Origin of the sequence: Sinorhizobium fredii NGR234, assembly GCF_000018545.1 — a bacterium.
Lineage (GTDB): Bacteria > Pseudomonadota > Alphaproteobacteria > Rhizobiales > Rhizobiaceae > Sinorhizobium > Sinorhizobium fredii_A.
This window is the reverse complement of the sequence record NC_000914.2, coordinates 254785-279408: the sequence shown is the minus strand read 5'-3', so window position 1 is coordinate 279408 and position 24624 is coordinate 254785. Positions and strand designations below refer to the sequence as shown.

The 24624-nt window shown below is 58.7% G+C and carries 21 protein-coding genes and 4 pseudogenes; 11 read left to right on the top strand and 14 right to left on the bottom strand.

Translation table 11 applies throughout. The annotated features are described in order from the left end of the window. Positions 1-25: 25 nt before the first annotated feature. The 4 genes and pseudogenes from NGR_RS30945 (at position 26) to NGR_RS30930 (ending at position 5982) form a co-directional block, all read left to right on the top strand. On the top strand, positions 26-1855 hold the full coding sequence (locus NGR_RS30945; RefSeq protein ID WP_010875238.1) for a sigma-54-dependent Fis family transcriptional regulator: 1830 nt from the start codon (positions 26-28) through the stop codon (positions 1853-1855). An 806-nt stretch (positions 1856-2661) separates the two neighbouring features. After that, entirely contained in the window at positions 2662-3459 is a 798-nt protein-coding gene (gene otsB / locus NGR_RS30940) for a trehalose-phosphatase (RefSeq protein WP_010875237.1), read from the top strand. A 37-nt stretch (positions 3460-3496) separates the two neighbouring features. Beyond that, positions 3497-4891: an alpha,alpha-trehalose-phosphate synthase (UDP-forming) gene (gene otsA, locus NGR_RS30935; RefSeq protein ID WP_010875236.1), complete on the top strand. Its 1395-nt coding sequence runs from the start codon at positions 3497-3499 to the stop codon at positions 4889-4891. A gap of 335 nt (positions 4892-5226) precedes the next feature. After that, positions 5227-5982: pseudogene (locus tag NGR_RS30930) on the top strand (IS5 family transposase). Here the strand turns inward: NGR_RS30930 and NGR_RS30925 are convergent. From NGR_RS30925 to NGR_RS30905, 5 genes and pseudogenes are all read right to left on the bottom strand, one after another. Continuing rightward, complete coding sequence (locus NGR_RS30925; RefSeq protein ID WP_010875235.1) at positions 5913-6428, bottom strand: MucR family transcriptional regulator; 516 nt, start codon at positions 6426-6428, stop codon at positions 5913-5915. The pseudogene NGR_RS30930 and the gene NGR_RS30925 overlap by 70 nt on opposite strands. Positions 6429-6454: 26 nt before the next feature. Then, a complete protein-coding gene (locus NGR_RS30920; protein WP_164924743.1) occupies positions 6455-6718 on the bottom strand; it encodes a hypothetical protein in 264 nt (87 codons plus the stop codon). A gap of 199 nt (positions 6719-6917) precedes the next feature. Further along, a complete protein-coding gene (locus NGR_RS30915; protein ID WP_240545281.1) occupies positions 6918-7484 on the bottom strand; it encodes an IS630 family transposase in 567 nt (188 codons plus the stop codon). A gap of 124 nt (positions 7485-7608) precedes the next feature. Continuing rightward, positions 7609-8643, bottom strand: a complete 1035-nt coding sequence (locus NGR_RS30910) for an IS110-like element ISRsp4 family transposase (protein ID WP_076611292.1) — start codon at positions 8641-8643, stop codon at positions 7609-7611. 80 nt (positions 8644-8723) lie between these two features. Continuing rightward, positions 8724-9376: pseudogene (locus NGR_RS30905) on the bottom strand (IS630 family transposase); the annotation flags it as partial. A 145-nt stretch (positions 9377-9521) separates the two neighbouring features. Here NGR_RS30905 and istA point away from each other — a divergent pair. Next, positions 9522-10307 (top strand): annotated as a pseudogene (gene istA, locus NGR_RS30900) (IS21 family transposase); the annotation flags it as partial. Here istA and NGR_RS30895 read toward each other — a convergent pair. The 4 genes from NGR_RS30895 to NGR_RS30880 all read right to left on the bottom strand — a co-directional run bounded on the left by NGR_RS30895 (position 10281) and on the right by NGR_RS30880 (position 13550). Continuing rightward, positions 10281-12365 (bottom strand): recombinase family protein, encoded by a 2085-nt coding sequence (locus NGR_RS30895; RefSeq protein ID WP_010875070.1) that lies wholly within the window; start codon positions 12363-12365, stop codon positions 10281-10283. The pseudogene istA and the gene NGR_RS30895 overlap by 27 nt on opposite strands. After that, positions 12355-12621: a transposase gene (locus NGR_RS33425; protein ID WP_010875069.1), complete on the bottom strand. Its 267-nt coding sequence runs from the start codon at positions 12619-12621 to the stop codon at positions 12355-12357. The genes NGR_RS30895 and NGR_RS33425 overlap by 11 nt, the downstream gene beginning before the upstream one ends. Positions 12622-12640: 19 nt before the next feature. Continuing rightward, positions 12641-13090 (bottom strand): helix-turn-helix domain-containing protein, encoded by a 450-nt coding sequence (locus NGR_RS33420; protein ID WP_010875068.1) that lies wholly within the window; start codon positions 13088-13090, stop codon positions 12641-12643. Positions 13091-13280: 190 nt separating this feature from the next. Next, complete coding sequence (locus tag NGR_RS30880) at positions 13281-13550, bottom strand: DUF5372 family protein (protein WP_010875067.1); 270 nt, start codon at positions 13548-13550, stop codon at positions 13281-13283. A 38-nt stretch (positions 13551-13588) separates the two neighbouring features. Between NGR_RS30880 and NGR_RS30875 the strand changes: the two are divergent. From NGR_RS30875 to NGR_RS30865, 3 genes and pseudogenes are all read left to right on the top strand, one after another. Then, positions 13589-14371 (top strand): annotated as a pseudogene (locus NGR_RS30875) (Mu transposase domain-containing protein); the annotation flags it as partial. Between the two features lie 11 nt (positions 14372-14382). After that, the gene (gene istB, locus NGR_RS30870; RefSeq protein WP_010875234.1) at positions 14383-15120 is read left to right on the top strand and encodes an IS21-like element ISRel16 family helper ATPase IstB; all 738 of its coding nucleotides are present in this window, start codon (positions 14383-14385) and stop codon (positions 15118-15120) included. 350 nt (positions 15121-15470) lie between these two features. Beyond that, the gene (locus NGR_RS30865) at positions 15471-16289 is read left to right on the top strand and encodes a DUF3800 domain-containing protein (protein WP_010875233.1); all 819 of its coding nucleotides are present in this window, start codon (positions 15471-15473) and stop codon (positions 16287-16289) included. A gap of 679 nt (positions 16290-16968) precedes the next feature. On the opposite strand, the gene NGR_RS33415 is transcribed toward NGR_RS30865, so the two are convergent. From NGR_RS33415 to NGR_RS30845, 4 genes are all read right to left on the bottom strand, one after another. Beyond that, positions 16969-17406, bottom strand: coding sequence for a hypothetical protein (locus NGR_RS33415; RefSeq protein ID WP_240545284.1), 438 nt, complete (start codon positions 17404-17406; stop codon positions 16969-16971). Positions 17407-17835: 429 nt separating this feature from the next. After that, positions 17836-18024 (bottom strand): helix-turn-helix domain-containing protein, encoded by a 189-nt coding sequence (locus NGR_RS33410; protein WP_240545283.1) that lies wholly within the window; start codon positions 18022-18024, stop codon positions 17836-17838. A 793-nt stretch (positions 18025-18817) separates the two neighbouring features. Further along, on the bottom strand, positions 18818-19834 hold the full coding sequence (locus NGR_RS30850; protein WP_010875232.1) for a LysR family transcriptional regulator: 1017 nt from the start codon (positions 19832-19834) through the stop codon (positions 18818-18820). 464 nt (positions 19835-20298) lie between these two features. Beyond that, on the bottom strand, positions 20299-21315 hold the full coding sequence (locus NGR_RS30845) for an alpha,alpha-trehalose-phosphate synthase (UDP-forming) (RefSeq protein ID WP_240545277.1): 1017 nt from the start codon (positions 21313-21315) through the stop codon (positions 20299-20301). 58 nt (positions 21316-21373) lie between these two features. Here NGR_RS30845 and NGR_RS30840 point away from each other — a divergent pair, with 58 nt between their 5' ends. Beyond that, positions 21374-22576, top strand: coding sequence for an IS256-like element ISNGR8 family transposase (locus tag NGR_RS30840; RefSeq protein WP_010875231.1), 1203 nt, complete (start codon positions 21374-21376; stop codon positions 22574-22576). Here NGR_RS30840 and NGR_RS30835 read toward each other — a convergent pair. After that, on the bottom strand, positions 22569-23006 hold the full coding sequence (locus NGR_RS30835) for a trehalose-6-phosphate synthase (protein WP_164924742.1): 438 nt from the start codon (positions 23004-23006) through the stop codon (positions 22569-22571). The two genes, NGR_RS30840 and NGR_RS30835, sit on opposite strands and share 8 nt — an antisense overlap. A gap of 694 nt (positions 23007-23700) precedes the next feature. Between NGR_RS30835 and NGR_RS30830 the strand changes: the two genes are divergently transcribed. Together NGR_RS30830 and NGR_RS33715 are read left to right on the top strand one after the other, a co-directional pair. Continuing rightward, positions 23701-24261, top strand: coding sequence for a response regulator (locus NGR_RS30830; protein WP_348774945.1), 561 nt, complete (start codon positions 23701-23703; stop codon positions 24259-24261). Beyond that, a complete protein-coding gene (locus NGR_RS33715; RefSeq protein WP_348774944.1) occupies positions 24183-24368 on the top strand; it encodes a winged helix-turn-helix domain-containing protein in 186 nt (61 codons plus the stop codon). The genes NGR_RS30830 and NGR_RS33715 overlap by 79 nt, the downstream gene beginning before the upstream one ends. Positions 24369-24624: the final 256 nt, after the last annotated feature.

The window sequence follows — 24624 nt, the reverse complement described above, 5'->3', positions numbered from 1 at the left end:
CGATAAGATGTAGGTTAGCCTCACAATGGCTGATCCGATCGTTCATCCTGGGGTTCATCGTCCCGAATTCTCCGCTCCCCTCCACGCGAGAGCGGAGATTATCGCGACACTCAGGGCCGCGCTTGGCAAGCCAAACACGACTCTCGTTGGTGCTGCGATCGGCACGGGAATGGCCGCCCAGGCAGCCTCGCGGGGCGGCGCAGACTTTATCCTTGCCCTGAATGCGGGACGTTTGCGTAGCATGGGCGCCCCTTCTATCTTTTCCCTGCTCGCATTGCGCAAGAGCAACGACTTTGTCCTGGATTTCGCTCAATCAGAGATTCTGCCTTTCGTTAAAGTTCCAGTCTTTTTCGGCGCCAGTGCTTTCGATCCCCGGTGTTCGATAGAAGCTGAACTGGAAAGAATTGCGGATGCTGGTTTTGGCGCAATTGTAAACTTCCCCACCTCCATTTTTCTCGATGGACGGTTTCGAGCCGATATCGAGGGAGCAGGGCTGGGGTTCCAGCGTGAGCTTGAAATGCTTCGGGCCGCTCAGAAAAGAAATATGGCGACTCTCGCCTATGTTCGAACTGTGGCCGAGGCTCAGCAGGCCGCGACCGCCGGCGTGGACATCATAAATCTCAATCTCGGCTGGAACGTCGGAGGGACTGTCGGAAGCCGCACAGAGCTCAGCCTGAGGCAAGCGGCTGAGTATGCGAAGATCATTTTCCGTCAGATACGGGCCATCTCGGAGGATACTCTTTGTGTCCTCGAGGGCGGCCCCATCGTCAGCCCCGACCAAATGTACGAGGTATCCGCACTGTCCAAGGCAGACGGATACATCGGCGGCTCCACCATCGATCGGGTGCCTCTCGAAGCCTCGATGGAGCAGATTACATCGGCTTTCAAATCCGTCGGCACCTTGCAAAAGCGAATTGATGAACTGGAGCGCCAGCTCGAGCATGTGCAGCGCGAATACTCGATCGTTGGTCGGTCACCTTCGATCCAGCAAATCAAGCAACGTATCGAAAAGCTTGCCGCTTCTAGTCTCCCGGTCATGATTACCGGACAAGCCGGAACCGGCAAAAAACTTCTGGCACGGGGTATTCATGAAGCTGCCAGACGTTCCGGCAGCAAGCTCATCAGCTCAGAAGACGCAAGTGGGGAATCGCTTTTTGGCTTCGCCCCGAGCGAGGGCGGCAGGAAGGTGCTTGGGCTACTCCAATACCATCCCAAAGCAACCCTGCTGATCGAGAGCGTCGAATGCCTGTGCGTCGACGCTCAGGAACGTCTGATAGAAGTCATCGAGACAGGCGCTTATCGGCGCCTGGGCGACAACGAGAGAGGGCGGTTCGAAGGCCGCCTGATCCTGGCATCGACGCGGCCGCTTCCTGAGTTGGGCTCGAGCGGGCAGCTGATACCTGCTCTTGAGTCGCGTCTCGCGCCGGGTCACGTCTTTCTTCCCCCTCTATGCGATCGCCTCGAAGATCTTCCACTCCTAGCTGAACACTTCCTACAAGCGCTCCGAAAGGATCGTCGTAGCCGGAAGCTGTCGGTGGACCACTCGGCCTATCGAGTTCTGATGACCTATGGCTGGCCAGAAAATATTCGCGAGCTCAGATCCGTGCTCGAAACGGCCGCCATCCGCTGCGAAGGCGACTGGATCAAGTCCGAGCATCTGCCGCCGCTCGGTGACGCGAACGCGGACGCGCCGCATCCGCATCCGGGGGAAGAGCGGGAATGGATCCTGGATGCGCTTCAGCGCCATCGGTTTCGCCGCGGTGAAGCCGCCCGATATCTCGGGATATCTCGAAAGACCCTATACAACAAAATGCGAGTGTACGGTCTCCCGTTGCAGCCAAGAGAAAGATCCTAGGCGAGGGCGCCAAATAACTCCAGGTAGCTTGTTCAGCGACTGCAGCGCCGCCGCCGAACGACCGCAGCCGGAGCGCCCAGACCGGTTATTGGGGTCGCGAGGTAGTGGGGCGCCTAAGCTCAACACAAGCTCGGACGTGCAGGCCTTCACTAAAGCGAAAAGAAGCCTCTCGCCGACTTTCACAGAGGGGGGAGCGACAGCACTGTTCGGGGGTAATTGAAGCGGCGGCGGGGAAGTAGCGAGGTGGCAACACCGTCAGTCGCTGTCCGGCTTTAGCCTCGCAAGAAGTGCTAAGACCTCGGCTTGAATGTCTAGGCAAAGGGCTTCGTATTTGAGTACCCCTTCCTCCAGGTACGGAGTCTCTCTCCGGTGACGTTCAATAGCCTCGGCCGCGACGGCGTAGGCTTCAAACAGGCCATCCAATTCAATTCGCGGCTCCTGATGTGCCGCAGCAGATCTCTGTGACGAGGCAGGGCTAGCGCCAGCCGAGCTCTGCCGTTGCGAACCAGTGACATTTCACTCGATCCCCAGCACGGCCCTCGGCAGCTCATCCTTGATCAGGTACGAGCAAATTATGCGGAGGATCGCATTTTTATGGTAAGGTAACGCTAAAGCAGGCTAGGTGTTCCGAGTTTGATGGTGTGGAACGGCCCTCCGAGCCGTGGCTCAACAGCGATCTCAAGGTGTCAGCGAAAGCATCTGCTTTTGACTGTCCAAAGGAAGTGCTGCGCCTCTCAACTCGCCATCTGACTTTAAATGGATGGCAGGGGTGGCCGGTAACGGGCATCTGGTATAGACATGGCGTCATGTCATGCCAGACGCAGCTTCTCAGCGCCTCGGAGGCCGCCTTAGGAGAGGACTTCCTCTCCGCTCTCTCGACGGATCTGGACAATTGGGCTCTGTTCCTCGATATCGATGGTACTTTGCTTGACCTGGCCGAAACGCCGGACGCCGTAGCCGTTCCGCCTTCGCTGCCTGCAAGTCTCGATCACTTGTCGAAAAAACTCGGCGGCGCTTTGGCACTCGTGACCGGTCGCGGCCTTGATTATGCCGACCAGCTTTTTTCGCCGGCCAATTTTCCCATTGCGGGCCTTCATGGTGCCGAGCGCCGCGACCCGGATGGCCGTGTGCACAAAGCCGCAGAGACGGCGGATTTTGAGCGACTGAAGGCCGAGCTGGTCGCCGCTACTGCCAGCTGGGCGGGCGTTCTGATCGAGGACAAGGGGGCGGCGGTCGCTGCCCATTATCGGCTTGCGCCGGATAGACAACTCGAACTTGAACAGCTGATGGAGTGGGCGTTGTATCGAGCCGGACCAGACTGGGCAATCCAGCACGGCAAGATGGTCGTCGAAATCCGTCCAGCCAGAGCCAACAAGGGCGATGCAGTTGCGGCATTTCTCGGCCAGCCGCCCTTTGCCGGCAGACGCGCGATCGCGATCGGCGACGATGTGACCGACGAAGCGATGTTTCGCACGGTCAACCGGCTCGGCGGCCTTTCGATCCGCATCGGACCGCCTGTGCCTGCGAGCGAAGCGCTCGGCTCCATCCCTTCTGCCGAGGCCCTGCGCGGCATCATCGCCGCATTGGCCCTCCTGAATATTTGAGCACCTGACATATTTTCTTGCATGAAAGGAATTCGGCATGAGCCGTCTCGTCATTGTTTCCAATCGCGTACCTGTTCCGGACAAGGGTGGCATTGCGCCGGCCGGTGGGCTGGCGGTCGCGCTGAAAGTCGCCCTCGAAGAGCAGGGCGGCGGCATATGGATGGGCTGGTCGGGAAAGTCGAGTGGCGAGGACGAGCCGGCGCCGCTTGCGCAACTGCAGCAGGGCAATATTACCTATGCACTGACGGATCTGACCGATACCGACGTAGAGGAATACTACCACGGCTTCGCCAACCGCGTTCTCTGGCCGATTTGCCACTACCGCCTTGATCTCGCCGAATACGGTCGCAAGGAAATGGCCGGGTATTTCCGCGTCAACCGCTTCTTCGCCCATCGCCTGGCGCCGCTTGTCAAACCCGATGACGTCATTTGGGTGCACGACTACCCCTTGATTCCTCTCGCCGCGGAACTGCGTCAGATGGGCCTGGAGAACCGCATCGGCTTCTTCCTCCACATTCCCTGGCCGCCTGCAGACGTACTCTTCACGATGCCCGTTCACGAGGAGATCATGCGCGGCCTGTCGCACTACGACGTCGTCGGCTTTCAGACCGATCATGACCTTGAGAACTTCGCCAGCTGCCTCAGGCGGGAAGGCATCGGCGACGCACTTGGCGGAGGCCGCTTGAGTGCCTATGGCCGCATATTCAAAGGCGGCGTCTATGCAATCGGCATCGAGACTGCGGCCTTCGCCGAATTCGCCAAAAAGGCATCGACCAACAGCACGGTCAAAAAGGCGCGTGAAAGCATCGAGCGCCGCAGCCTCATCATCGGTGTCGATCGCCTCGATTATTCCAAGGGACTGACGCAGCGCATCGAAGCGTTTGAGCGCTTCATCCTGGCCAATCCGGCACAGCGGGGGCGTGTCACCTATCTGCAAATCACGCCAAAGTCGCGCTCCGAAGTGCCGGAATATGAAGCCATGCAACGCACTGTTGCCGAACAGGCCGGCAGGGTGAACGGCGCGCTCGGCGCCGTCGATTGGGTGCCTATGCGCTACATCAACCGCTCGGTGGGCCGCCGCGTTCTTGCAGGGCTTTACCGGCTTGGCAAAGTCGGCCTCGTGACGCCGCTTCGAGACGGCAAGAACCTCGTCGCAAAGGAATATGTTGCCGCGCAGGATCCGGACGATCCGGGCGTGCTTGTTCTTTCGCGCTTCGCGGGCGCTGCCCGCGAGCTACAGGGAGCACTTCTTGTCAATCCCTACGACATAGAGGGCACCGCCAACGCCATGGCGCGCTCGCTCAGCATGCCGCTGGAAGAGCGGCAGGAACGCTGGACGACGATGATGGATCAATTGCTGGAACACGACGTTTCGCGCTGGTGCCGGGATTTTCTCAATGATCTGACGGCATCATCAGATCGATGTGGTTAGGGCTCCTTCAATCAAAGATCATCATCGTGCCATTAATGAAGTCCGGCGACCGGCTGCGGCGTTATCGCCATAGCCGCCTGGCCGCATTTGGATCGTCGGCACGGGATTGAGATTCCACCGGACCCGGTGTCCAAACCCGAAATCGGCTCTCGCTGCCTCCGAACCGCACCCGAATACACGGAATTACCGTGCGCACCTCGCACGCGATGCGACTGTTGTTTCGAGGGTATCAACCGAATTTCAGACTGACCGTCTTGCGAGCGCCAGGATCTAGGGTCAGGACCTATTAATTTCGTTTGGGATGTGATTCAGAGTCTCCATTGAAGGAGGTCCTGATGGGTGATTTGTTTCTGCTAAGCGAGCGCCAAATGGCTCGCATCTCTCCGCATTTTCCGCTTTCTCATGGGGTTGCGCGTGTCGATGATCAGCGCGTCGTCAGTGGTATCGTCTATGTGATCCGCAATGGTCTGCAGTGGAAGGATGCACCTTCGCAGTATGGGCCACATAAGACGCTCTACAACCGCTTCATTCGCTGGAGCCCGGCTCGGTGTGTTTGACAGGATTTTCGCCGCTTTCGCCGGCGAAGGCCCCCAACCTGAGCGCATCATGATCGACGCAACACATCTGAAGGCCCACCGCACTGCGGCAAGCCTTCTAAAAAAGGGGATGTTCCCCGTCGTATCGGGCGCACCAAGGGCGGACTGAACTCGAAGCTCCATGCCGTCTGCGACGAGGACGGCCGGCCGATCATCATGTTGCTCTCTGAAGGCCAGATGAGCGACCACAAGGGCGCCCGGATCGTGCTCAACGCGTTGCCTAAAGCCGATTGCCTCATCGCCGATAAGGGCTACGACAGCACCTGGTTCCGAGAAGAGCTCCTCGCAAGGGGCATCGAGCCCTGCATCCCGTCCTCTAAAAGCCGGAAGAAACCGTACGTCTACGACAAAGACCTCTATCGTCGCAGACACAAGGTCGAGAACCTTTTCGCCAAGCTCAAGGATTGGAGGCGCATCGCAACACGCTATGACCGATGTGCCCACACCTTCTTCTCTGCAATCTGCATCGCAGCTTCTGTCATCTTCTGGCTGTGATTAACGAGTCCTGACCCTAGCTCAGGTGCCGTCCGTTTCTTTCCCAGACCCAAAGCGCGCGCAAGCTCGGAACGCTTTTGAGCATAGCTTGAAGCAACCATGGGGTAATCAGCCGGGAGACCCCATTTCTCTCGATATTGCTGCGGCGTGAGGCCGTACTTAGCCATCAGGTGTCGCTTCAGCGATTTGAATTTTTTACCGTCCTCCAGGCATATGATGAAGTCTGCGGTCACTGACTTCTTGATCGGGACGGCGGGCCGCTGTTCTTCGACGGCAGCCTCCTCAGCCTTGTCTGCCTGAGAGGTGCTGCATAGCGAGAGATACGTCTGCTGAATAAGACTGGCCAGATCGGCGGCAGGAACGATATTGCGGCTCAGGTAGGCCGAGACAACCCGGCTTGTCAGCTCAAGATTCCGTTGCCCGCTGGCTAACCGCGGTTGGTTCAATGTTCTTCTCCTGCATCTTCCGTCACTTAGATCCGTCCGCGCAATTTGCAGATATTTCGGTCAGAAGGAAGGCCGACAGGGAGCCGGTTGATTTTTGCCGAGAGTTTTTCTTTTTGACGCGTTGGTTTCACCGAGATCATTCTCGTCGCGTAAGCAGGCCGCTGCTCGGAACTTGAACCACGGCCGAGCAAACGGCCATCCGGTCGAAAAACCCGCGTGACTTTAGATACGCAAAGTTCGAGGCGACGCTCGCTGGTCGCATTCGGCTTTTGGCTGCTCTCGATGATCACGGGCACCCTCACAGTCACCGAGTGCCTATCCGCCTCCCAGAACCATCTGTGCGGATTCCGAGGCAAGCCGCCCCCGCATTCCGAAATCATTCCGCCCCCCAATTCCGAGAATTAGTCGCCCCCTGATTCCGAGATGATGCCGCCCCCTGAAAGGGGTCGTTTGTCGGGGTGTCCTGCTGGTGATACCAACGAGCGGTGATCATGACCGATGCGCCCATTCGCGGAGTCCGATGGACATGATCTTCCACGGCTGGTCGACGAGCTTGTTCCATGCGGCGCAGCAATGGGTGACGATGTCGTCGTAGTCCTTGAAGATACGGTTGGAGAGCCAGTTGTCGCGCATGAACTGCCAGACGTTTTCGACTGGGTTGAGTTCCGGTGAGCGCGGCGGCAGGAACATCAAGGTGATGTTGTCCGGCACCTTCAGTTTCGGCGTCACGTGCCATCCGGCCTGATCGAGGATGAGCACCGCATGGGCGCCGTCATCGACGCTCCGGCCGATCTCGGCGAGGTGCTCCTGCATGGCCTCGGTATCGCAATAGGGCAGGACCAGGCCCGCGCCCTTTCCCTTCCGCGGGCAGACGGCCCCGAAGATGTAGGCCCACATATGTGGACGGCTCCCGCTTGCAAGTGTTTTCTGCAGATATTTTTGACCGGATCGCTTGCTTCCATATGTGCGGCCTTTTGGTGTGGTCGCACATGACCACTGGCCAAGATGATTTCCGCAACGCGTATTCCTAACATGGTCTCGACCTTTAGCGGTCAGTGGGCCTAACGGAGTTTCACGCGTCTTGGATCGTCCGATCGCATCATCTGCTCTTCGCTTGCAAGTTCACAGCATCAGCTCACACGGTAGCATTTTGTCTTTGCTCACCGTGGTGGCTGAACTTTTATGATGTCTGCGCTTGGCCTTCTGCCTGGCGATATGACTCGCCGCTCGTCATAAGCTTCCACGCAATCCGCGCCAGCTTGTTGGCGAGCGCTACGGCAACCAACTTTGGCCTTTTCCGCTGCAGCAGCCCCATAAGCCATGCAGAGGCGTGCCTGCTGCGGCCTGTTCTGACTTGCTGTAGAAGAGATGTCGCGCCAACCACCAAGATGCTCCGCAACATTTCGTCGCCAGCCCGGGTAATGACACCAAGCCTGACCTTTCCGGCAGTTGAATGGTCCTTCGGCGTCAGACCGATCCATGCTGCAAAGTCGCGGCCCGATTTAAACATTCGAGGATCCGGTGTCTTCATCAAGAGAAGGGAGGCGCCTATCGGGCCGACACCCGGGATCTCGGCCAGGCGTTTGCTGCATTCATCAGCACGATGCAACTTCATCAACTTTTCATCGAGCGTTTTGATCTGGCAAGCTAGCTCGCGGTATTCCTGTCCATGCAGCGCGAAGAGATCCTGCGCCAGTTCCGGTAGGGACGGGTCAGCGGCAATGCGCTCCAATAGCGCTTCGATGCGGCACATGCCTTTGGCCGCAACGATGCCAAATTCCATGGCAAAACCGCGAATGGCATTGGCGAGCTGTGTCCGATTGCGGATGAGTCTCTCTCGCATACCGACCAGCATTAACGCCGCCTGCTGATCAGCCGTTTTCATTGGCACGAAGCGCATGGTCGGGCGGCTCATTGCCTCACACAATGCTTCCGCATCCGCGGCATCGTTCTTGCCCCGTTTCACATACGGCTTGGCCAGTTGCGGTGCTATCAACTTTACTTCATGGCCGAACGAACTTAACAGCCGTGCCCAGTGATGTGACCCACCGCACGCTTCAAGTGCGATAATGGTCGGCGGTGTTTTCTCGAAGAACTTCACCATTTCCCGGCGCGACAGCTTCTTACGAAGGATTGGCTGCTCAACCGCATTCACACCATGCAATTGGAAGACGCTCTTTGACGTATCCATACCAATTCGGATAATCTGTTCCACGGACGGTTTCCCTCGATTGAGAACTTCAACGAACTCATTCTGGCACATTCGATGCCGTTGGGAGCCGTCCACCTCAACATGGTGCGCTGATCCAAGGGCGCGGATGGTCTGGTGCCACGACGCGCCCATCGGCGCGTGATCTTGTTCTTCTGGCCTATGCGCGCTTCGTCGGCCCACCAGAGTTCGATGTCCGTGCCTTGCGGGAGCCGGCTTCGGATTTCCGCCAGAGCGGCGGGGAAGTCTTTTTAAAAGCGTCTACTTCCAGCTCGTTCTGAGCGTAGTGGCGTGGGCGAGCCGACAGCTTGGCAAAGCCGAGCGCCTTCAACTCGCGGCCGACCGTCGTCTCGTCCATCGAGATGCGGAATTCCTGGAATATCCACTGAACCAGGTCCTTGCGCCGCCAACGGACAACACCGTGGATCGCCGGGATCGGGCCGCTCTCGACGACCTTTGCAAGAGCCTGGCGCTGAGCGGCATTCAACTTCGCTCGGCCGCCAGGCGCTTTGCCATTCACCAGTCCATCGGGGCCGCGCGCGTTGAAACGCAGGACCCAATCCCGCACAATCTGCAGCGTCACGCTGCCGATCCGTGCCGCATCCGAGCGCGGGCCGCCGTCATAGATCGCGGCAAGAGCCAGCAACCGCCGGGCCTGATTGGCATCCTTCGTCTGCCGTGCGAGCTGTCGAAGAGCAGCTCCGTCGAAATCATCACGCAACAAAACCGCCGAACCCATCGCAAACCTCCTGTTTGCAGCATGGATTCAGATTCGCGACACCTTGGGAATCCCATGAGAGTCAGAAACGGCGCTCGTTGGTATGAGACGTTCCTCCTTTCAGTGTCAGAGGGGAAGGAACGGGATGCCAGCGGAGAGACTAAAGATGCGGCGTGTCCGCGAGGTTCTGAGATACAGATTTGAGGAAGGCCTTGGCCACAAGTCGATTGCGGTGCGCGTTGGAGCGGCCCCCTCGACCGTGCGCGAGACGTTGCGCCGTTTGGAGCGTGCCGGCCTTTCCTGGCCGTTGGGCGACGATGTCAGCGATGCGGTGTTGGAAGCGGCTCTCTATAAAGCTGCCGGCACGAAGACCGGTCATCGTCGCAGCGTTGAACCGGATTGAGCGCATGTTCATCGCGAGCTGAAACGCAAGCATGTGACGCTGCAGATCCTCTGGGACGAGTATATCGGCCTTCATCCCGATGGATATCGCTACAGCCGCTACTGCGATTTGTATCGCGCCTGGGCACTGAAGCTGCCGGTGACGATGCGCCAGGACCATGCGGCTGGCGAAAAGCTGTTCGTCGACTATGCCGGCGACACGGTCACAGTGGTCATCGACAGATTGTCGGGAAAGACGCGGCAAGCGCACCTGTTCGTGGCAGTGCTCGGGGCATCGAGGCTGTCATTCGCCCATGCTCGCTGGAGTGAAACACTTCCCGACTGGATTGAATGCCACCTGCTGGCGCTTGAGGCCTTTGGTGGTGCGCCGGCGCTGCTGGTTCCCGATAACGCCAAGGTCGCCGTCATCAAGGCCTGCCATTTTGATCCGCAGGTCAATCGCACCTATGCCGGCATGGCAGCGCATTACGGAAGCGCTGTTCTTCCGACGCGACCGCGCCGGCCGCGCGACAAGGAGCGGACATCACGATGCACCTTGTTGGAGTGGTTGAGCGACAATTAATCTGGGTTGACGGCCACCATATCGACTGCCGGCGCCTTTTTCGAGTCTGACGTTGCCCGGCGGTTCGTACAAGTATCGATGGTTGCTGGCGTATCGATGACGCTTGAGAGTGCCTTTGCGCCCGAGTTGGTGAACGGTCGATTCGCATACGCCGAGCTGCTGGGCTACTTCCTCGCCGGTGAGCATGCCGCCCTCGCGCAGCCGTTCGTACCGGCTCTTCAAACCATAGGTGCGGCGCACGAGCATGACCTTCTTCGGCGTGAAGGGTTCGCCGCGCCAGTTGCGATGCCCGAGTTCGTTGAGACGAGCGGCGATCTGCCGGTCGTTGGTGGCCTCCAGCAGCTCGTTGATCAACGCCACGACCTGTGCCGGCGTCTTGCGTATCACCGACATAGGCCGAGGTCTGGCCACCGACAGGCTCTGCGTGCGCCCGCCGCGCCAACGGATGTTGATGTTGACCTCATCGTCGACGAGCAGCGTCACGTCTTCGATGAGAAGGCCGAGCATGCGCTTGCGTTCGACGGCACCGGTGCGCTCGTCGTTCCAGATGCGCGGGAAATCGGCGGTCAGCGCCCTGATGCGCTGCTGCGCTGGCTCGTCCAGCAGCGAGTGGTCGGCCTCGTTCTGGCGCTCGTGCTCGCGCTGGAGTGCGTCGAGGTCGCGCAGCCGTGCGTTCCAGTCGGCTTCCAGCGCGTCGGCGACCAGGCGGTTGTCCGGATCGACCTTCAGGTAGCGCCGGCGGGCCAGTTCAGCCTCATAGCGGGCGCGTTGCAGCTGCGTGCCGCGCAGCGCCGCGGCCTGCTCCACGCGCTGGGTGATCTCCTGCTGCACGGCAAGCGCGACATCGATCGCTGCCGGCGCCATTACCTCCAGCAGTAGCGCGCTCACCGCCTCGTCGACCGGAGCACCGCGCACCCATTGGCAGTGTTTGCCGGCGTGTCGCACGACGGCTTCGTTGCAGACGTAATATGGGCGCAGCCGCCCCTCGAACGGCTCGTAATGGACCCGCATGCGTGCACCGCAGCGGCCGCACAGCAGCCGTCCCTGCAACAGGCCGCTGCCCTGGCGGGGCATGCGTCCACGCAGGCCGGGTGAAAAACCGGTGGCGTTCTGTTCCAGGGCTGCCTGATTGCGTTCGTATTCGGCCCAGGAAATGTAGCCGTCGTGGGCGTCGGGAATCAGTACCTGCCAGTCGGATCTCGCCACGCGCAGTTGCACGGGCTTCAGCTTGGCATTGTAGGCGGTGCGCGTGCGTCCATAGGCGAAGGCGCCGGCATAGCGCGGGTTGTGCAAGATCTGGAGCACGCGGGAATGGTCGATCTCGTTCCACAGGACGTCGCCCTTGCCGATGCCGCGACGGATACGCCGCGGAAAGAGGATCTTCTCGCCCCGCAGGCGGCGCACGACGGCGCAGGCCGAGCCGGTCTGGCGGAAAGTATCGAACAGGAGCCGCACCGTGTCCTGGATCTGTCGGTCGGGATCGAGCACGACCCGCGCGTCAGGGGTGTAGACCAACCCGATCGGCAGCGGCATCTCGAGTTCGCCGCGGCGCGCCTTGTTGAGAATGCCGCCTTGCAGCCGCGACTTCAGGATGTGCAGTTCGGCCTCGCTCATCGTGCCCTTCAGGCCGAGCAGCATGCGGTCGTTGAAATAGGCCGGATCATAGACGCCGTCCTCGTCCATGATGAGCGTGCGCGACAAGGCGGCCAGCTCAAGGAGACGGTGCCAGTCGGCATTGTTGCGTGCCAGGCGCGACACTTCCAGCCCCAGCACGATCCCTGCATGTCCCATCGCCACTTCGCTCACCAGGTGCTGGAAGCCGTCGCGGTCCTGCGACTGCGCGCCGGAGAGGCCGAGGTCGCTATCGATGACGTGGACACGTTCGATCGGCCAGCCCAGCGCCACGGCGCGATCGCGCAGGGCGTATTGCCGCTTGGTGCTCTCGGTGTTCTCGAACACCTGACGAAGCGAGGACTGACGCACGTAGAGGAATGCATCACGCCGCAGATGGTCGGCGTCAACCTTTATGGCGATGTCAGTAGACATGGTTCCCTCGGGTCTCTGCTGCCAGCACCATGTTGGCGAGCATGTGCACGAGCTGGCGATCGTGCACTGCGACCGAAGCCGTAGGCCGTGATTCCAGCCGCCGATGCGTCGGCGGGGGAGGCTGCGCGATCAGCACCGCCAGCCCTTGCCAAAGGCCGTGGAAAACGATGGCGCCCATGTCCTTGGCGCAGGCCTGACCGCAAAGGACGGCGGTGCGCAGCGTCTCGTAGAAATCCTTGCAGCTGCGCGGTAGCACCGGGGTGCGTGCATGGGGCTCACCGTTTTTTTTTACGGGCGATCGCGCGTTCGATGCTGCGGGGATGGACACTGATGCCGAGCGTCGAATGCAGCAGTTCTGCCAGGGAGCGCGCCTGCAGCGGGGCGCCCGCATGCTGGTTCTGCTCGATGAGCTGCATGACCTCGTCGGTGAGTTTGTGGGCCGACTTTGGCCCTCGGGTGCGCGGCAGCAGGCCGGCAATGCCGTCGCGTTCGAACGCGGCCTCGGCCTGATAGTAGGTTGGCCGCGACAGACCGAAAAGCGCGGCGGCATCGGCCTTGTTGACGCCATCCTCCTGGACGTGACGCAGCATCTCGTACTTCACCTGCACGAGATCGAGAGGATCGAAGAAGGTGGACTCACGAAACCAGGGTGCACGGACGGCTTCGGGCCGCGCATTGAGTGCTCCGAGCTCGCGCAGTCGCTCACGTTTGGTCTCGTTGGGCATGGCATAACCTCTTCCTAGTGGTGTAAATCAAATTACGCCTCGATAGAGAACGTGTCAACCTAACGACGCCGGGCGATATGGCTGTTTATGCTGCATATAACTACAATGTAGAGGCAATTATCGCTGTGAGCGCCCGTATGATTCGGCATAATTAGATTTACATAATCGGCATAAATTGCCTGACACGCATTCAGCCGCCATGGCTGCGCTCGATTTGCTCGATCAATGCGGCTAGGGTTGCCAGATCATCTGGACGCACGAACGACCTACCGGCCGCGATCTGAATGAAAACATCGGGTGCAGCGACGTCCGTCCATGACGCAAGCAGCGAGCGAAGCCGCCCATCCGCGTCGTAGAACATGACGCGATCCTCGCCCCAGTTCTGCTTGCGTGTCGACAACACGAAGCGCTGGCCGCGCCACGGATGGAACGGGTGCGTGACCTCGAACTCTATACGCACTTGAGTGTCAGTACGAACTGCAGTCCTGGACTTGAAAGAAGGCAAAAGTCGAAGCCGCGGTTCGCATTGTCGAGCGCTGGCTACTTGGCCGATTGCGCCACCGCGTCTTTTACAGCCTTGCCGACGTCAATGCGGCGATTGGCGAATTGCTCGTCGATCTCAACGACACCCGTGTTCTGCGCCGTGTCGGGCGCACGCGACGCCAGTTGTTTGAAGAGATCGACCATCCTGCTCTCCGGCCGCTGCCCTCCGAACGCTACGTCTTTGCCGAATGGCGCATACGCCGGGCCGGCCTCGATTATCATGTCGATATCGACAAACATTACTACTCCGTGCCCTACCGATTTGCCCGCGAGCAGGTCGAGGCGCGCATCACCGCCAATACCATCGAGATCTTCCACAAAGGTGAGCGCATCGCTGCCCACCGCCGCTCGAGTGGCAATGGGAAGCACACGACAACACCCGAACACATGCCATCATCGCATCGCCGCTTTGCCGACTGGACGATAGAGCGCATTAGCCGCGAGGCATCGGCAATCGGATCGGATGTTGCCTTGCTCTGCGAGCGTATTCTCGCTGATCGGCCGCATCCGGAACAGGGCTTCCGGGCCTGCCTGGGCATTATCCGCCTCGTCAAAGCCTTCGAGCGCGAGAGGGTCAATGCGGCCTGCGGCCGGGCATTGGAAATCGGCGCGCGAACCTATGGATCGGTGCGCTCCATTCTCGACAACAATCTCGATCGGTCGCCAGCGTCAGCCGGCACAGCCTCGCCTGAACCCATCCACCACTCCAACATCCGCGGTCCACGCTATTACCACTGAGGAGAAGCCATATGCTTGCACATCCCACTCTTGATAAATTGAACACCATGGGCCTGACCGGCATGGCCAAGGCGTTCAGTGAACTGATCAGCAACGGCGAAAGCGAGCAACTCTCCCATGCCGAATGGCTCGGGCTGCTGCTCGAGCGAGAATGGAGCTGGCGCTACGATCGCAAGCTTGCCGCACGTCTCAGGTTCGCCAAGCTGCGCCACCAGGCCGTGCCGGAGGATGTCGATTATAGAAGTGAACGCGGTCTCGATCGCGCCCTGTTCATGAAGCTGATCGGCGGCGACTGGATCGATGCCCACGACAATCTTGCCATTTGCGGGCCGTCCGGCGTCGGCAAAAGTTGGTTGGCCTGCGCACTCGGGCACAAAGCGTGTCGTGATGATCGCTCGGTTCTCTACCAGCGCGTTCCGCGGCTGTTTGCCAACCTTGCTCTGGCTCGCGGCGATGGCCGTTATGCAAGGCTGCAGCGAACCCTCGGGCACGTGCAGCTCCTGATCCTCGATGACTGGGGCCTGGAGCCGCTCAACGAGCAGGCGCGCCACGATCTTCTGGAGATCCTCGAAGATCGTTACGGACGCCGCTCGACGATCATTACCAGCCAGCTTCCGGTATCAGCCTGGCACGAGATCATCGGCAATCCAACCTATGCCGATGCCATCCTCGACCGCCTCGTTCACAATGCCCACCGCATCGACCTATCCGGCGAAAGCTTACGGCGAAACCAGCGCCGGAAATCTTGACTCGCGACCACGATCAACTGACAACAATGACAGCCAGCAGGACCCCAGCCTCAAGGGGGCGAGATCATCCCGGAATCCGGGGGCGCAATCATCTCGGAACAAAGGGGCGGCTTCATCGGAATCGGCACCATCTGATAGAAAAGACGCCGAGGCGGCGTGAAACGCGAGGCAAGAGGTAACCCCGAGATGGCATAGGCTGTCTTCGTCAAATATTCGATTGCAACTTCCCCGGTTGCCTCCTAATTAAGCCGCCAGACGCCTGTGCCATCGGCCGTTGGATTATATTGTTCTTTTCCAGATTTAGCGGGTTACAGCTTTTGTCCACAGACCAGAACCATTTGATTTTCTTCATGGATGATTTCGGAACACGTACGGCTTGCAAGGCGACCGAAACTTTGCCCATGTGGTCGCATGTATTCAGCTTCGGCTTGGGTGGAATCATCGTTCCATCGGAGGCCGTTCACGAAATCTCCAGCGCGACCAATGACCTTTGCGCAAGATGGGATGTGCCCGTGCTGCACGGAAACAAGATCAGAGGGGCGCGAGGGAGCTTTGGTTTCCTGAAGAAAGACGAGAACAAGAAAGCGCGGTTCTTTCAAGAGCTGGAAGAAATCCTGATCGACGACCGGATTACCGCCCATGCTTGTGTCATCTGTCGGCCAGGCTACAGAGACCGCTACCATGACAAGCGCCCTGAGGGTGTCCGTTGGGAGATGAGCCGGACCGCATTCGATATATCCGTCGAAAGGGCTGCCAAATATGCCCGTTCTCTCAAGCGTAAGCTTTCGGTGGTCTATGAACGAACAGGAGAAACCGAGGATCGATTGATTGAAGGTTACTTCCAGAGATTGCGGACAACCGGGACAGAGTTCAGCGTTGAAAACTCCGCTCAACACAGTCCCATGTCATCTGCCGATTTGGCTGACACATTGATGTCGATCTGGCCAGACGGCAAGGGAAACCCGATGCTGCAATTGGCAGACTTGGTGGTCCATCCATTGGGGCATCGCCCAACGGGTCTTAGGAATAGAGCATATGACCGCTTCGCAGAGTCAGGCCAACTTCTAGACTCTCGCACCGATGATCCGACGATCTCGATTAAGTATTCGTGCTACGACGATCCGTACAAGGAATACGTGGCTCCTGAAGGAAACCCCAGAAACACATAAGGGACCCGAAGGTCCCTTATGGCGGTTAGCGTAAAAGCAATAACCCCGTGGCAAAGCCATACCATAAGGTAGATAAGTCCTGTGCCATTTGCAAGGCGTTTGTGAATTTTAGCCAAAAATCGCTATCTCCTTGAATTGTGGTTTTAAAGACTCTTGAACGGCTTCACAGGCCGACGGTAAGAAGCGCGTGTTGTCGATGGCTTTCGCCCTGAGGCGTTCTCCACGCGCGGTGCGCCTCAAGACAGTCCCTGCCGTTCGAAAAAATGAAAGCGGGCGGCCGTTCGATATCCGGCTATCGTTCTACCGTCCGCAGGCACTTTGGTTTCCAACCAGTGCCTTTCGCGCCCGACAACGTCGCCGGAGGGCATACTGATCAGGGCATTAGGCGCAGGTAGTATGGTGATTCGCTCGGTGGGCCGAAGTGGCCAAAAACCTGCGCGATTGTTGCCTGCGTATGCTCGTGAAACAGGTTCAGCGACGCCGAGAGCAGCGTCGAGGATGGCGCAGCTCAGGGCTACCAGCTTCGACCACCGTAAGGCAAGCTAATATTAGGTGGATTGCTGCGCGGTCGCATTGAACCAGGGTTAGACAATTGAATGCAATCGGTTCCCGGTATTGGCTAAGGTAGATTCTGATTGGCTTCGCCAGGTTGACGCCCGTTGCGCGGTCGCCAGCCGCATCAGCGCAAACTGACGCAAGGGCACTGGGCAAATCCCCATCTGACCTCGGTATAGTCGATGTTGACGTTGACGTATTGCGTCGAGGGGCAAGAGGATTTCAGCTCAAGGAAGTGCTCTTTGAACTCGATCTGCCGCAGAACGATTGCTCCGTATTCGTAATATCCGCCTGCCCCATTTTCGAGAAGGTAACTTTGGTAGGTGCATGTCAGTGCCTTGTATTGCGGCGGCTTGCCATTGCCGCTGAAGGTGAGGTTGCCCATCTCGGTGAGGAAGATCTGGAAATCCATCAGCAGCGATGCGCCATCTGTGATGATTGCGTTGGCAAGCAAGGAGAGAAAGGTGGCTGCGACAGAGGTGCCGGCAAACCTGTTGCAAAACTCTTCTGCTTGTGTCTGCCGATCGAAACGTCGGGGATGTTGGCAACAACGTCTGTCCAGGTGTTGATGTCCAGTTTTTGTGAATCGATGATGGAATAATGGGTGTGCGCGTAGTCGTGAATGAGTCCTCCTATCGCCAGCAGGTTGTCCTGGTTCTCATTCATAATGCCGTTATAGATCGGATCGTTCGTTTTCTGGCCGATGAGGTGAAACTGTACTGCCCCTTGATCGTTCGCGATCGTGTCGTCACTGGGGGGCGCAGCATTTCTCTGGGCCAAAACCAGGGGCTTGCGGCAGAAAAGCGCTCTCGCCGCCTCGTAGTTCTTGTCTGAATAGCCCTGTTTATGCTCGTGAGTATCCACTGCAATTGCGTTCGACATGCTTTTCCTCGTGGGGAGATCTGAGCGTTACTGTAAGATCCGTGAGGTGCCCTGAACGCGCAAAGCCTGAGTGCGAGAACATTTTGGGCGTCTGTTGATGTATACCAGGTCATTCCGGTCTCCACCTTTGCGTCAGGCAGGCTTTTCTCTGCCCGCGACCATTTTTGCGATAGCGTAGCGGCGAGAGGCCATGAAACGCCCTGAAAGCTGTCGAGAAGTTGTTGCTGTTGTCGTACCCTAGTGACTCTGCGACGGCGGCGACGCTTTCGTGGCCGCTTCGCAGGCGCGCGGCAGCCATGGTCATCCGGTAGTGCCGTAACCAAGTCATGGGGCGCAGTTAAAGGATGCAGCAAAGCGCTTATTGGTGCCGATGATGCGAGCCAATTTGCTGAGGGTGATCTTCTGGTCGACCTGCTGTGCAAGCAGGTCGCATGAGTCCTGCACCATGGGATCAGCTGAGAAGAATGGCGGAGCAGAACGCCGAGCGATCTCGGCGGCGCAGGCGGTAAGTCTGCTCAGAACTTCCTGCTCGATAGGCGGTCACAGCAGTTAGTCAAAGTACCCGTTGGAGTAAACTGCCCTTCGATACAGGCTGCCTTCCGCAACCAAGGCTAGTTGCACGAGTTCGGATGAGAGCTCCGTACGATCGTGATTGTTTTGCGGGGCGCGACAATCCACGATGACGAGTTCCGCCGAGCGTCCTGGCCGCAACAAACGGTAATCAACGATATCGACCTTCGGCAGAGAGCTCGCGATTTGGGCCAACGACGTACATGTGACCAGGTCGGACCCAAGGTACGCTCCCAGAATGGATGCATGCACCTTTGGCCCACCCTGAGGATATGGCCTACCAATTGGCTTGGTGCGGCGCACGGCAGTTGACGAGGGGAGACTTGGATTGTGTAGATGGCCGAACGTGTGAATACGCGCTCGTTTGGCAGTTTGCCGAAAACCCTCGATTCAAATTCCGGCTCGCGATAGGCTCGCATCGAGCTCGTTGTATTGGCGCAGCGGCGTCTTCGCCGGCCGGCGCATGAGGAGAGGGTAACCAACCGTCGCCGATATGGACCGAAGGCGGCCAGATTTCGGACTCATTGCCTGGACGCAGCATCGGTCGACTGCCCTTGCTCTGTTGCCGTTGCCGCGGCGGCGATCTCCTGGCGCAACCACCGATGGTCCGGGTCGCGATGGCAACGCTCGTGCCAGATCAGCGCGACCTCGTAGGGCGGCAGTTCCACAGGCGGGTCGACAATCACTAGCGGCAGCAAGGCGGCGTTCCTGGTCGCGACGCGGCGTGGTACGACCAGCACCAGATCGGTCGACACGATCGCCAATCCGGCCGTCAGGACATTGGAAACCAGCACCGGATCGGGATCCTGGAGATCCAACTTGACCAGATCATCATGCACCCGGCCGAAACCGTCTTTGGTATCCGAGGCAATGGCGGCGTGGCGCAGGGCTGAGAAGGTGTCGATTATCGATTCCTGCTCCAGGGCTGGGTGGCCGTTGCGTAGCAGGCAAGCAAAGCGGTCGTTGTAGAGCCTGCGCCGAAAGTAGCCCGGTGGAGCCTCACCGATCTGGCCAACGGCTAAATCAATTTCGCCTTGCTCAAGGCGTCGGAGCGCTAGGAGCGAATCGGTCACTATGTCCAGGTTAGGCGCGCGCTCGCGCATCAGCGGCAGGAAAGGCGGTAGCAGCACGATCGCTTGATGATCAGGCATTGCCATTCTTGCCGTTAATCGCCATTCTCCCTGATCAAGGCCGGGGTCCACCATCCCGCGGATCGAATCCAACACCGGCGGTAGCATCTGGCCCAGGCGTTGGGCGTGAGGCGTCGGAACCATGCCGCTTGAGCCGCGAACCAACAGATCATCATTGAAAACGCCACGCAGCCTGATCAAGGCCCGGCTTACCGACGGTTGGCTCAGGCCCAGGTGCCGGGCTGCCTGCGTCACGTTGCGGTGCTCGAGCAGCGCCTCGAGAGCCAACAGCGTGTTCAGGTCAAGCGATGCCAACATTTGCCGTCGCCGTGCGGCGCGAGGGCCGGCGACGATCAGTTGCGGCCGCTGCCATTCGTTCGAGGTGCCATTACAAGCGGGCTCATCCACGAGCCTCTCCTTCTGTCTTCGTACGCAGTGTGCTCAGGCTAACGTCTCGGAGAACTGGCGGTGCGGAGTAGCCCGAGCATGCTGAGCACATCAGGGGTTTCTCCAGCCGGATCGACATCGTCAAAACACGGCGTCGATTAGAGAGGTGATAACTGGTCAAACGCTCGACCCTTCAGTGCCGGCGACGAGCGCATTTCTGACGTTTGGCCGGTTACCGCTCGACGCTGTTGGAGGCGATCTCTTCGGGCCGGCGACTGAGCCGGCGCATTTGAGAATGCGGAGAGGATCGCCTCAACGAGCTTGATTATCTGGCGCAACCCGTGAGTTCTCCCCGCGGTCTGCGCCATCGCCTTACTTCGTCAGCCGGGAAACTGGTCTGTCTTCGCCTTCGTGCTGTGACCGCGACACATTCACCATACTTCCGCAAGACAGATTGCTGGCTGATTTATTTTACCCAGTCGCGGTCAGCCTGCAACTGGCGCGGCCGCGTCCAACGGCGCCGCCAAACCTCGGGGTGGATCCAGGCTTGCGAGGAAGTCGTGGCACCAGCGATAGACATCGTGCTCACGAAGCCTCTCCATCATCGCGGTCCATCGTCTAATCCGCTCATCTCGCGGCATGTCCACGGCCGTTTCTATGGCGCTTGCCATGTCCTCCGGGTCATAGGGATTGACGAGGATCGCTCCTTCCAACTCACTGGAGGCACCGGCAAAGCGCGAGAGCACGAGAACGCCCGGGTCCCGGGGATCCTGCGCAGCGACATATTCCTTCGCCACCAGGTTCATGCCGTCGCGAAGTGGCGTCACAAGACCGACGCGTGCCCTGCGGTAGACGCGCGCCAGTTCCGCTTGGCTGAGCGACTGATTGATGTAGTGCACCGGCACCCACCCAATGGTTCCGAGTTCCCCATCGACGCGCCCCACCAGCTCGGCGACGTCCTTTTGCACCGTCTGATATGCCGGTATTTTGTCGCGGGATTTCGGGGTGATCTGCAGCAGCACTGTCTTGCGCCTGCGATGTTTGTTGCGCTGTAGGAATCGATTGAAGGCGTCGATGCGGTTCTCGATGCCCTTGGAATAATCAAGACGATCGACGCCGATGGCGACGTCAAATCCAGCAAGCCTGCAAAAGCGATCCTGCAGATCGTCGTCGCGGTCTGCGAGACATGCGAACTCGGCCGTATCGATGCTGATTGGAAATACGCCGCAGCGAAATTCTTTTCCATAGGCTCGGCAGTCATCTCCGTTGAGATCCCCCACTTTCTGCCGGAGCAGGCATTTGGCGAAGTTGTAGCGATCGTTTTCGGTATGAAAGCCGACGAGGTCATAACACGAAAGCCCGCGCAGCAGGTTATCATAGCTCGGCAGGGTGAAGAGGATGTCGGCCGGCGGCCACGGAGTGTGCAGGAAAAAGCCGATCCGGTTTTTGTGGCCACGCTGTTGCAATTTCTCAGCAAGCGGGATCAGGTGATAGTCTTGCACGGGACTGTCAGGAATTCTGTGCGGGGGGCCATGATGATGAAAAGGAGCGAATCATCACATGGCTATCGAAAAAGAACTTCTGGACCAGCTTCTCGCCGGTCGTGATCCATCCGAGGTTTTCGGCAAGGACGGGTTGCTGGACGATCTGAAGAAAGCGCTCTCGGAGCGCATCTTAAATGCGGAGCTCGACGAGCATCTTGACGTCGAGCGTAGCGAGGGAACAGCCGCCAACCGCCGCAATGGCTCTTCGAAGAAGACGGTTTTGACTGGGACGTCGAAAATGACGCTCACCATCCCGCGCGATCGGGCCGGCACGTTCGACCCGAAACTGATCGCGAGATATCAGCGCCGCTTTCCCGATTTCGACGACAAGATCATTTCCATGTATGCCCGCGGCATGACGGTGCGCGAGATCCAGGGCCATCTCGAAGACATCTACGGCATCGACGTGTCGCCGGACCTGATTTCGGCGGTGACAGACCAGGTTCTGGAAGCCGTTGGGGAATGGCAGAATAGGCCGCTCGAGCTTTGCTATCCACTCGTGTTCTTCGATGCCATCCGGGTCAAGATCCGGGACGAAGGTTTCGTTCGCAACAAGGCGGTCTATGTTGCGCTCGCCGTTCTGGCGGACGGTACCAAGGAAATCCTCGGGCTCTGGATCGAGCAGACGGAAGGGGCAAAGTTCTGGCTTCGGGTGATGAACGAACTGAAGAGCCGCGGCTGCCAGGACATCCTGATCGCCGTGGTCGACGGCCTGAAGGGTTTCCCCGATGCCATCACCGCCGTCTTTCCCCAAACGATCGTGCAGACCTGCATTGTCCATCTGATCCGGCATTCCCTGGAATTCGTGTCCTACAAGGATAGAAAGCCCGTCGTGCCGGCGTTGAGAGCCATTTACCGTGCTCGGGATGCGGAGGCCGGCCTGAAGGCGCTGGAGGCCTTCGAGGAGGGTTATTGGGGTCAGAAATACCCTGCCATCTCTCAGAGCTGGCGGCGCAATTGGGAACACGTCGTTCCCTTCTTCGCTTTCCCGGAAGGCGTCCGCCGCATCATTTATACCACGAACGCCATAGAGGCCTTGAACTCGAAGCTTCGCCGAGCTGTGCGCTCGCGCGGCCATTTCCCTGGTGACGAAGCCGCGATGAAGCTGTTATATCTGGTTCTCAATAACGCCGCCGAGCAATGGAAGCGCGCGCCGCGGGAATGGGTTGAGGCAAAGACACAGTTTGCCGTTATCTTCGGCGAACGGTTCTTCAACTGATCAAACCGGCCCCCCGCACAGAATTCCTGACAGTCCCGTCTTGCACCCATATGACGTCGTCCTCCCGGAGGGCCTGCTCCAACAGATCTGCGAAAAGTTCGTTGACGCGGTAATATGCGGACTCCCGCGTCTCGGAATATTCAGCGAGGTCGGCACGGTTGTGGAAGATCGGCCAAAGAACCTGGTTGGCGAAGCCATAGTAGAATTCTTCCAGATCCGTCTGCGAGAGATCGGTAAGCGCGTAAGTGATGCCGCCGACGTCCTTTCTGATCAACGCTGACGGTTCTTCCTCGGCTGCGACCTTGCCCGACCATCCCATCCAGACACCGCCCTTTCGCCGGAGTGCGGCGTTCAATGCAACCGCCATCCCCCCGGCCGACGACGAGCCGGGCAGGGTAACCCTGTTAGACACGACGATCAGTCTACTCATTTCGACCTCCCGTCGTCGCACACGCCGGCCTATCCATGCGAACGCGGCTCTCCAGTTGTTCAGAAGTTGCTGGCCAGGGTAGCTCATTCTGCGCGACCACGGCAGCCATGTGCGTAAGCATATACACATCAGTATCTCGTATTGAGAGAAGATGTTTTGATGATGGTAACAATAGCTTCATTAGTAGACTTTTCAGATGTAGGTTAGTTGGCATGTCAACTAATAATAGTACTGATAGTTTGCATAGTAAGGCTCGCAAAATGCACGGCTCCGTCAACTTTTCCCAGGTTTCAAGTGAAATAAAGCTGAGCCGGATTAGTATGTTTCAAAAAACAGCAATCAAGCGTGCACAGATGCCAACGATGGGGCTAAAGGAGCGGAGGCAAACGAGACTCGTAGGAAGAGGGTCTCCCACAATGTTGGTGTACCGCACCAGCAATACTCTACGTTAAATCAGCAGAACGCGACCGCCGAAGACCAGCGGCCTTCGAGAGCTCAGTTCCCGCGCAACAGCAGAACGCTCCGCATAGCCCTATTTGTCTGCGCTATTCTGCTATGCACCTGATGATGATTGCCCCACTCGGTGGCCGTCCTCATTTTGGGAGTGATGGCCCAGGAGGCCAAAGCTACAGCAGGAGTGACTATGAAAAACATTCTCGTTATCAGTCAGGACGCTTCGATGAGGTAACTGCTGATGGAGTTCTTGCCAAAGCATGCGTTTAGCGTCAGAGCGGTGGAAAACGGCCAGCAGGCCGGTAGCAAGATGGCTTCCGAGGTGATTGATCTAGCAATTATTGATATGAGCCTCCGCCGAGAAGATGGTCATTGGCTCGTCGGGGATTTTGGCGCAAAGATAGACCTTCCAATCATCATCATCAGCGGTGACGACCTTGAAGAGGGTGACAACATCAGCCGACTCCACACCGGCGCCCTCGACTGTATCTCCAAGCCCTTCGGCTTGCCGGAGCTCCTGACCCGCGTGAGCGCCGCTTTACGCGATCGGCCAGAGCGTCATCGGAACAGGATCTTCCATTTCGATGACTGGCGCGTCAGCACGAAGCGTCGCCGTTTGCGCCGAGGGACCAATGGTGAAGTCAAGCTCACTGCGGGCGAATTCAACCTCCTGATGGCCTTTCTCAACAATCCGGGCAGGTCCTTTCGCGCGAGCAGCTTTTGGTGGCGACGCACGTCTATGATCAAGAGGTCTTTGACCGCAGCATCGATGTTAAAATCCTGCGCCTTCGCCGCAAGCTAGGTCAGCACACCGGCTCGAACCCGCAATATATTCGCACGGAAAGGGGCGCAGGCTATGTTTTCGACAGCGTCGTGAACGTTGACGAGTTGAGGACGCGCGGCCACTGACAGCGCACTCATTCTATTTTGCTTGAAGGTCGCATGTTCGCCTCAGGGCGGTTGGGGCGCTGGATTTCCATCAAATCCTCTCGTCAGATGAACGAGAGCTACTCCAACCAAGTGTCTCTTCTGGGTGTTGCAGTGGCGCTCCGTGTCTTAACGACGGACCAGAATGCCCCGGTTTAAAAGGCTCCAAGCGGCGGTCCGGCGCTGGAGCTCTCGACGTTGCCGGCCGTCAAGACCGTAAAGCCGGCGGACTGCCAGG

Bases quoted from the DNA above. Each gene is read 5' to 3' on its own strand.
- NGR_RS30945 (WP_010875238.1), top strand. From the start codon at position 26: ATGGCTGATCCGATCGTTCATCCTGGGGTTCATCGTCCCGAATTCTCC.
- NGR_RS33410 (WP_240545283.1), bottom strand. From the start codon at position 18,024: ATGGCTGCCGCGCGCCTGCGAAGCGGCCACGAAAGCGTCGCCGCCGTC.
- NGR_RS30895 (WP_010875070.1), bottom strand. From the start codon at position 12,365: ATGTCTACTGACATCGCCATAAAGGTTGACGCCGACCATCTGCGGCGT.
- NGR_RS30865 (WP_010875233.1), top strand. From the start codon at position 15,471: ATGGATGATTTCGGAACACGTACGGCTTGCAAGGCGACCGAAACTTTG.
- istB (WP_010875234.1), top strand. From the start codon at position 14,383: ATGCTTGCACATCCCACTCTTGATAAATTGAACACCATGGGCCTGACC.
- NGR_RS30830 (WP_348774945.1), top strand. From the start codon at position 23,701: ATGGAGTTCTTGCCAAAGCATGCGTTTAGCGTCAGAGCGGTGGAAAAC.
- otsB (WP_010875237.1), top strand. From the start codon at position 2,662: ATGTCATGCCAGACGCAGCTTCTCAGCGCCTCGGAGGCCGCCTTAGGA.
- NGR_RS33420 (WP_010875068.1), bottom strand. From the start codon at position 13,090: ATGCCCAACGAGACCAAACGTGAGCGACTGCGCGAGCTCGGAGCACTC.
- otsA (WP_010875236.1), top strand. From the start codon at position 3,497: ATGAGCCGTCTCGTCATTGTTTCCAATCGCGTACCTGTTCCGGACAAG.
- NGR_RS30835 (WP_164924742.1), bottom strand. From the start codon at position 23,006: ATGAGTAGACTGATCGTCGTGTCTAACAGGGTTACCCTGCCCGGCTCG.
- NGR_RS30840 (WP_010875231.1), top strand. From the start codon at position 21,374: ATGGCTATCGAAAAAGAACTTCTGGACCAGCTTCTCGCCGGTCGTGAT.